At 64.5% G+C, this 7,770-nt stretch carries 9 protein-coding genes; 5 read left to right on the top strand and 4 right to left on the bottom strand.

Features of this window, described 5'->3' with window-relative positions; all coding sequences use genetic code 11:
- Together Q8K05_RS04105 and Q8K05_RS04100 are read left to right on the top strand one after the other, a co-directional pair.
- Nucleotides 1–186: winged helix-turn-helix domain-containing protein (locus tag Q8K05_RS04105; RefSeq protein ID WP_305245252.1), on the top strand; the 186-nt coding region annotated here is incomplete at its 5' end.
- Nucleotides 183–1,547 carry an ATP-binding protein gene (locus Q8K05_RS04100; protein WP_305245251.1) on the top strand — a complete coding sequence of 455 codons (1,365 nt, stop codon included), beginning with the start codon at nt 183–185 and terminating at the stop codon, nt 1,545–1,547. The genes Q8K05_RS04105 and Q8K05_RS04100, both read left to right, overlap by 4 nt.
- A 70-nt stretch (nt 1,548–1,617) precedes the next feature.
- Here Q8K05_RS04100 and Q8K05_RS04095 read toward each other — a convergent pair whose 3' ends face one another.
- The 3 genes from Q8K05_RS04095 to Q8K05_RS04085 are packed head-to-tail and all read right to left on the bottom strand — an operon-like array spanning nt 1,618 to nt 4,511.
- Complete coding sequence (locus Q8K05_RS04095) at nt 1,618–2,115, bottom strand: CBS domain-containing protein (RefSeq protein WP_305245250.1); 498 nt, start codon at nt 2,113–2,115, stop codon at nt 1,618–1,620.
- 23 nt (nt 2,116–2,138) lie between these two features.
- Entirely contained in the window at nt 2,139–3,932 is a 1,794-nt protein-coding gene (gene polX, locus Q8K05_RS04090; protein WP_305245249.1) for a DNA polymerase/3'-5' exonuclease PolX, read from the bottom strand.
- A 51-nt stretch (nt 3,933–3,983) separates the two neighbouring features.
- Nucleotides 3,984–4,511 carry a flavodoxin gene (locus tag Q8K05_RS04085; RefSeq protein ID WP_305245248.1) on the bottom strand — a complete coding sequence of 176 codons (528 nt, stop codon included), beginning with the start codon at nt 4,509–4,511 and terminating at the stop codon, nt 3,984–3,986.
- A 157-nt stretch (nt 4,512–4,668) separates the two neighbouring features.
- On the opposite strand from Q8K05_RS04085, the gene Q8K05_RS04080 reads away from it, so the two are divergent.
- Both Q8K05_RS04080 and Q8K05_RS04075 read left to right on the top strand, forming a co-directional pair.
- The gene (locus Q8K05_RS04080; RefSeq protein ID WP_305245247.1) at nt 4,669–6,246 is read left to right on the top strand and encodes a bifunctional aminoglycoside phosphotransferase/ATP-binding protein; all 1,578 of its coding nucleotides are present in this window, start codon (nt 4,669–4,671) and stop codon (nt 6,244–6,246) included.
- 108 nt (nt 6,247–6,354) lie between these two features.
- Nucleotides 6,355–6,759 carry a TraR/DksA family transcriptional regulator gene (locus Q8K05_RS04075; protein ID WP_082709068.1) on the top strand — a complete coding sequence of 135 codons (405 nt, stop codon included), beginning with the start codon at nt 6,355–6,357 and terminating at the stop codon, nt 6,757–6,759.
- Nucleotides 6,760–6,874: 115 nt separating this feature from the next.
- Here Q8K05_RS04075 and Q8K05_RS04070 read toward each other — a convergent pair whose 3' ends face one another.
- Nucleotides 6,875–7,528, bottom strand: coding sequence for a BON domain-containing protein (locus Q8K05_RS04070; protein ID WP_305245246.1), 654 nt, complete (start codon nt 7,526–7,528; stop codon nt 6,875–6,877).
- Here Q8K05_RS04070 and Q8K05_RS04065 point away from each other — a divergent pair.
- Nucleotides 7,527–7,770: hypothetical protein (locus Q8K05_RS04065; RefSeq protein WP_305245245.1), on the top strand; the 244-nt coding region annotated here is incomplete at its 3' end. The genes Q8K05_RS04070 and Q8K05_RS04065 overlap by 2 nt on opposite strands.

Genomic DNA, 7,770 nt, shown 5'->3' with positions numbered 1-7,770 from the left:
CTTAGCGCCAACCGCGTGCTGTCGCGCGAGCAACTGGAGCAGCAGCTCTACAGCTGGGGCCAGGAGGTCGAAAGTAACGCGATTGAGGTGCATATCCACAATTTGCGCCGCAAGCTGGGTAGCGCCTTGATCCACACGGTGCGCGGCGTGGGTTACATGCTGGTGCGGGGCGCGCCTAAATCATGATCAGGTCGCCGCGTTCGCTGCAAGGGCGGCTGCTGGTCATGGTGCTTTCCGTTGTGGTGGGCGTCTGGCTGGTCACGGCGGTGATGACCTGGTTTGACGTGAGCCACGAACTTGACGAACTGCTCGATGGCCACCTCGCGCAGGCGGCCGCGCTGCTGGTGGTGCAGCAGGCGCAAGAAATGGAAGCCGATGACGATGACGTGATCGATGCGCCCACCCTGCATCGCTACGCGCCCAAGGTGGCGTTCCAGGTTTTTCACGAGGACAGGCTGGCACTGCGTTCGGCCAATGCACCGGTTGCGCCTATGGTGGGCACCAAAAAGCATTTTAAAAACGGGTTTGAAACCCTGCAGATTGAGGGCAATACGTGGCGCGTTTTTGCCGCCGCAGGCGCCGAGCGCGACGTGCAGGTGTACGTGGGCGAGCAGACGAGTTCCCGTGACTCCATTTTGTGGGCTGTGCTGCGCAGCACACTGTGGCCCATGGCCATGGCGCTGCCCCTGTTGGCGGTGGCGCTGTGGTGGGCCGTGTACCGCGGTGTGTCGCCCATTCGCCGGCTTGGGCGTGCACTGGCTGAGCGCCAGGCGCTGGCGCTGAACCCGGTACGGCTTGACGACGCCCCCTCGGAGATGGCGCCCATGGTGGATGCGCTGAACGGGCTGTTCGAGCGTATCGGCACGCTGCTGGAATCCGAGCGCCGCTTTACGGCCGATGCCGCGCACGAGTTGCGCACGCCGATTGCGGCGATACGCGTCCAGGCGCAGGTGGCGCTTGGCGAAGCCGACGATGCGCGGCGAAAGCATGCGCTGCAAGGCACGCTGGACGGCTGTGACCGCGCCACGCGGCTGGTGGAGCAGTTGTTGACGCTGTCCCGGCTGGAAGCTACTGCCGTGCCCGGCATGACGGCGGTTGATTTGAGCGCGCTGGCCCGGCAGGTCGTGGCCGACCTGGCGCCGAAAGCGGTCGGGAAAAAACAAACCCTGGAGTTCGAGGCCGCCGAGTCCTGCTGCATTCCCGGTAACGAGACACTGCTGACCGTGCTGGTGCGCAATCTGGTGGATAACGCGGTGCGCTACAGCCCTCCGTCGGCGCGCATCAAGGTGGCCGTTGAGCTGCGGGAAGGGCAGGTGGTCTTGAGCGTCGAAGACAGCGGGCCGGGCCTGGCAGAGGCCGAGCGTCAGCGGCTTGGCGAGCGCTTTTTCCGGGTCATGGGCAGCCTTGAGAGCGGTAGCGGACTGGGCTGGTCCATCGTGCGGCGCATTGCAGCGGTGCACCAACTGGATGTGCAGGTCGCCCCTTCAGCGGAACTGGGCGGCCTTGCCGTTCGCGTGACAGGGCCGGCGGGTGTCCGGGGCGTGTGATGCTTCATCTGGCCGGACGTACCCGGCATCCCCCTTCAGCGTCTTATTCGTCCCGCTGCGATGAACACACTTACGCCATGTCGCCAGGAATGAGCGGAACCCCCTCAATATCGATGGCGGGTAGCCAGCCCCGCATTTCACGTTCGCGCGCCTTGCGCAGCGACTGCGCCAGGCGTGCCATGTCGCCGGCCCAGACATCAATCAGGTCGTCGATCGACACAATGCCGACGAGCTCCTGTTCCGGCCCGGTGACCAGCAGGCGGCGCACGCCTTCACCTTCCATCGCCGCGATGGCATCGGACAGCGTGGCGTCGTAGGGGACGGCCACCAGCCGGCCGCTGACCAGCGTGCCGACGCTCACGCTGGCGCCGTCGCGGCCGCGCGCCAGAACTTCAATCGCGAGGTCGCGATCCGTCACGACGCCCAACGCGGCGGGGCCTTCGGGGCCAGTGCCGGTCACCACGAGTGCGCCCACATGCTCATCACGCATGCGCTGGGCGGCCTGGTGCAGACTCATGTCGTACTCTATGGTGACGGCCTCGCGCTTGCAGAGTGATCCGATGTTCATTTTCTTCTCCTTGGGTAGTCTTTTCAGGGTGTGCTCGGGGTTGCGAGCGCTTGTTGACCGCTTGCTGCGTGCTCGCGAATGCGCGCGCCGCGGCTCATGGTCCTGTCCAGCAGAGGCCGCAGTGCTTGCAGCGTGCGGGTGTTGAGCACGTCGGGTGACGCCAGCCAGCCGCGGCGTGCCTGGCCGATACCGAACCGGAGGTTGTCCAGTTCCAGGGTGCTGTGCGCGTCGGAGGCGATGCTGACCAGCACCCCTTCGTCTTTGGCCATCCGGCAGGCCAGGTCGGTCAGGTCAAGCCGCGCCGGATGCGCGTTGAGTTCCAGAAAGCAGCCGCGCTCTCGGGCCTTGCGGATCACACGCGGCAGGTCGATGTCGCTGGCGGGGCGCTCGTCGATCAGTCGTCCCGTGGGGTGGGCCAGGATGCTGAAACAGGGGCGGTCCATGGCGCGCAGCAGCCGCTCGGTCTGCCGGTCGCGGGGCAGGTCGAACCGGTGGTGCACGGCACCTACCACCAGGTCCAGTCGCTGCAGCACGGCATCGGGCAGGTCCAGCGTGCCGTCTTCCAGAATGTCAACTTCCACGCCCTTGAGCAGCACAATGCCGCTGAGCCCGGCATTGAGTTCGTCAATGCGGTCAATCTGGCGTGCGAGTCGATCGGCGTCCAAGCCGTGAACCAGCGCGAGGCGCTGCGAGTGGTCGGTGATGGCCAGGTACTGCAGGCCACGCGCTCGGGCGGCTTCGGCCATCGCCTCCAGGCTGTCGTGGCCGTCGCTTTCCCGGGTATGCGCATGCAGGTCGCCGCGCAAGTCGGGCAGCTGCACCAGCATGGGCAGGCGATGCGCCCGCGCGGCGTCGATTTCTCCGCGGTCCTCGCGCAACTCTGGCGCCATGAAAGGCAGGCCGAGTGCCTGGTAAACGGACGCCTCCGTGTCGCCGGCGATGCGCTCGTCGCCCCGGTAGAGGCCATACTCGTTCAGCTTCAAGCCGGCGTCCTGTGCCAGTTTGCGCAGTGCGATGTTGTGCGCCTTCGAGCCTGTGAAGTACAGCCAGGCTGCACCAAAGCTTGCCGGTGCCACGGCGCGCAGGTCGACCTGTAGCCCGTTCCTGAGCACCACGCTGGCCCGGGTACTGCCTTTGGACAGCACTTCGCGCACGTCGGGGCTGGCTGTGAAGCTGTCCATGACGGGGCTGCCTCGCTGCGTTGTCACCAGCAGGTCAAGGTCACCCACGGTTTCGCGTTGACGCCGCAGGCTGCCAGCGGCGACTGCCTGCTGCACGCCCGGCACCGCCGCCAGTTCCGCCAGCAGCGCTTCGGCCACCTGGGCGGCCATGAGCAGTTTGAAGCGATGGCCTTGCTGAAGGCGTGCAGCGGTAGCCTGCAGGATGTGCTGCTGCGTCTTGGGTCCGAATCCATGGACTGCGCGCACATGTCCCTGCTCGGCAGCGCGGTGCAGTTGCTCAAGCGTCTGGATGCCCAGCTCCTGATGCAGCGCACGCACCCGCTTGGGGCCCAGTCCAGGAATTTTGAGCAGTTCTGTGATGGCCGGCGGCAACTCCTTGCGCAGACGTTCCAGCTGTGCGCAGGTGCCGGTGGCCACGATTTCAGTGATTTTTCCGGCCAGATCCTGGCCTATGCCCGGAAGTGCGTCGAGGTCCTCGCCTCGGTCCACCAGGGTTTTGACGCTGCGGCCGAGTTCACTCAGCATGCGCGCTGCGTTTCGGTAGGCCCGCACGCGAAAGGCGTTGGCGCCTTGCACTTCAAGCAGATCGGCGATCTCGTTGAAGACGGCGGCGACGTCTGCGTTGACGATGGGCATGGGATGGCTCTGGCCTTGTTGAAATCTGCCGAAATTTGCGCTGGCGTCGTGCTAGGCCGCTTGTGGCGACCAAGTGGCTGGGCGTACCACGGCCTGCGAGTCTTCGGCTTTTTGTATGGCAGTGCCAAAAGCCTGCAGCCAGCCAGCGCAGCTACCGTCCTGAACTTCGCGCGTGGTGAACGCGGTACTCAGCATGGGTGAGCGGCCCAGCAGTTGTCCTATTTCTGCGACAGCGTTCGGCGCGCCGCTGTTTCCCATCACCGACACCACGGCAACATCGGGCAATTGATCGCGCATCATGGCCACGAAACTGCGCATGGGACCGGCGAGGCGATAGGCCCAGATGGGCGACACCAGTACCACGGCATCGAATTGGCTGGGTGGCGGGCCGTCGTACTGAATTGACGGGCGCCGGTGCAGCCAGGAGTCGAGCAGGCAGCGCGCTGTGCCTTGCAGGCCGCTGCGCCGACTACGCTCGCCGATTTCTGCCATCGGCCAGCCTTGCTGGCTGCACAGCAATTGCGCCAGCTGGCGGCAGGTGCCTGTGTACGAATAGGTAACCACCAGAACCTCGCTCATTGTGTGTCTCCCCTTGGTTTTTTGATCATTTACTTTAGGCCTTCCGATGCACACGGCGTTGCGCTGGATCAAGTGGCCGCACTGTATGGACCGTGTTCGCAGCGACGGCGACCGGGCAAGCCCTCAACGCGAGGCTGGGCTGGCGTAGACTGCCGCCATGGACCCCGCTATTGCTCCTCCGGAATCGGTAGAACGCACCCTGATCGATGCGCTGCGCACCCGCCTGCAGGCCGACACCGGGCAGCCGGTGGAACTTCAGGAAACGCATATTTCCTGGGTGTTGCTCACCGATCGCTTGGCGTACAAGTTGAAAAAACCGCTTCGCCTGCCCTTCGTCGACTTCAGTACGCTGGCCTTGCGCAAGCATTTTTGCGAAGAGGAGGTGCGCCTCAACCGGCGTCTGGCCCCTTTGCTCTACCTGGGCGTGGTGCCAGTGTGCGGCACAGCGCAGGCGCCGCATATTGGGGAAGTTGGGGGTGTCGGGGATGGCGGCGCGCCTATCGACTACGCCGTCTGCATGCAGCGCTTTGCGCCAGGCGCCCTGCTGAGCGAACGGCTGGCGGCAGGGGAGCTGCTGCCAGCGCACCTTGATCGCCTGGCCCGGCGGCTGGCCGACTTTCATCGCGACGCTTCGGTGGCGCCGCCCGCGTCACCAGGCGATGCCGTGGCGCAGGCGGTGCAGCCTGTGCTCAAAGTGCTGCAGCAACTGCAAGCCGGGGGGGATTCCCCATACCTCGATGAAGTGCGCGCCTGGGTCAATGTCCAGATGCCTGCTTTGCAACAGGCCTGGCCAGCGCGGCGCCTGTCGGATTCGGTGCGCGAGTGCCATGGCGATCTGCATCTGGCCAACGCGGTGCTGATCGGTGACGAGGTCACCGCCTTTGACTGCCTTGAATTCGATCCCGCCTTGCGCTGGATCGACGTGATGAGCGACGTGGCTTTTTTGACCATGGACCTGAAGGCGCACGGCCGCAGCGATCTGGCATTTGGCTTTATCGATGCCTACCTGCAGCACAGTGGCGACTATGCGGGCGTGCGGGTGCTGCGGTTTTACGAGGTGTATCGGGCCCTGGTGCGGGCGCTGGTGGCACGCGTCCGATTGCAGGTGACCGGCACGGCTTCACCGGCCGCCAGTCCCGACTACCTGGCCTGTGCACGGCAACTGGCGCTGACGGCCGGCGGTCCGGCGCGCCTGCTGATTACCCACGGCCTGTCCGGGTCGGGAAAATCGACGCTGGCTGGCCGATTGCTGGCTTTAGCCGGCGCCATCCGCTTGCGCTCGGACGTCGAACGCAAGCGGCTGTTCGGCCTTGACGCCCTGCAGCGTTCTGTCGACCATGCAGTGGACATTTACACGCCAGAGGCGACCCGGCGCACCTTCGATCGGCTGAAGGCGTGCGCGCGCACCGCCCTGCAGGCGGGCTATCCGGTGATCGTCGATGCCGCCTTTTTGAAGCGTGCCGAGCGCCATGCGTTTCAGGCGCTGGCAGACGAGCTGGGCGTGCCCTTTTCGATCCTGCATTGCCAGGCCAGCGAAGCGCAGCTGCGCCAACGCTTGGCCGCTCGCAATCTTGGTGGCAACGACGCCTCTGAGGCCGATGTGAAGGTACTGGAACACCAGGTGACGGACCACGAGCCCCTGGACGATGGGGAACGCGCCATCGCGCTGCAGGTCGTCACCGACGACGCTGTGGATGTAGCTGCATTGCACGCGCGCTGGCTTTTGCGGGTTTGAGCGCATGGACCTGCCTGCGCCGGCCTGCAGTCGAGTTCCGCAGCCGCTAACGCAAGGCTATTGACGCAGATCAAGCTGTTTCCTTGGGGGAAAGAACATCCTTGCAGAATGAACACCTCTACTGAAAATCCCTTCACGCCGTTGCGAGCCTGGTTGCTTGCAAGGGAGACCGAACTGCTTGCCGAAATAGGCGCAGCGCGGGAAGCCGCCATCGACGCGGCAGCCGCGACCGGTATTGCCGCCACGGACGTCAACGATCTGGAAGACCAGGCGAGCAAGCGTGAGCGTACGACGCTGCAAGATGCCGAGGTGCAGCGCGATCGCAAGGAGCTTGCCGATGTGCGTGCGGCGCTGGTTCGGCTGAACGACGGAACTTATGGCACCTGCATCGATTGCGCCCAGCCCATCGATCTCCAGCGCCTGGCCGCAACGCCTTCGGCGGCGCGCTGTATTGTCTGCCAGACGCAGTTCGAGTCGCGTGCCATTCCCTCCGAAATAACGACGCGGCCCTGACCTGGTTCCGGCGCTTCGGCCCCGGGCACTGCAGTGATGATGCTGCTTTTCCCGGTGGGGCAGCGACTGGCTACTCCTGCCGCTGCCGGATTTCCGTCCGGCAGGAGTGCCGCGCTCAAGCTTCAACCGTGAGTTTGTTCTCCACCATCGAGACGCCAGGCGCGGCCCAAGCTGCGCCCTGGACCGCCCTGAGTTCAGCCCACGAGTGAACCTTTCCGCTCAACGTGACGCGGGAGCCCTCGACCTCGATCTGCAACTTCCTGGCTTCCCGTTCGGCTTGCCGCACCAGCGCATCGTTGATGTTTTTTTCGATATCACTGGACGCTACCTTGGGTTTGACCTTGATGAGATTGGTGACACCAACGACACCGAACAGATCGCGCACCGCGCGCTCGGCGGCCTTGCGCTGGTAGTGCCACTCGAGCTCGCCGTTCAGGGTGATCCAGCCGTTTTCCACCATCGGCTGTATGCAGTTGTCCGGTATGACGACGTTCCAGTCGATGGCGCGCTGCACCGCCGCCGCGATGTCGGAGTCACTCCGTTTGTAGGATGGGGAGAGCCGCACCTCGATTTCGACCGCCAGCGCCTTCACACCATTGACCCGGCGCGCGGCGCGCTCGGCGGCATACTTCTCCGCGTAGTTCGTGAGGTGACCGGTCAGCGTCACCACACCGTCCTTGACGATAACGCCGACGTCTGTGGCGTTGATGGCGGGATCCCAGGCCAACTCGGCAAGGATGTCTTTTTGTAGTTGAGCATCTGTTTTCATGAATCTCCCTTTCGTGGTTATTTGGCGGCACGCATCGCGTTGCGCATTGAAGGTCGTCGACATGGCGGCTTTCAAAATTCCGCAACCTCACTGTAGGAAGGGCTGGCCCAAGCGGCGTTGCGCTGGATCAAACGCGGTCAATGCATCGCAGGGCCTCCATCCGACACCAAGCGCTCGTGCAGTGAAACTTGTCGTGAACTCAGGCTTTTTGCGGCCTGCCGGGCACCTGAAAAGCGGCCTGT

The sequence above is a fragment of the Polaromonas sp. genome, assembly GCF_030682935.1.
Taxonomy (GTDB): Bacteria; Pseudomonadota; Gammaproteobacteria; order Burkholderiales; family Burkholderiaceae_C; genus Polaromonas.
The sequence above is the reverse complement of the archived record's forward strand: the minus strand, read 5'-3'. Positions and strand labels throughout refer to the sequence as shown.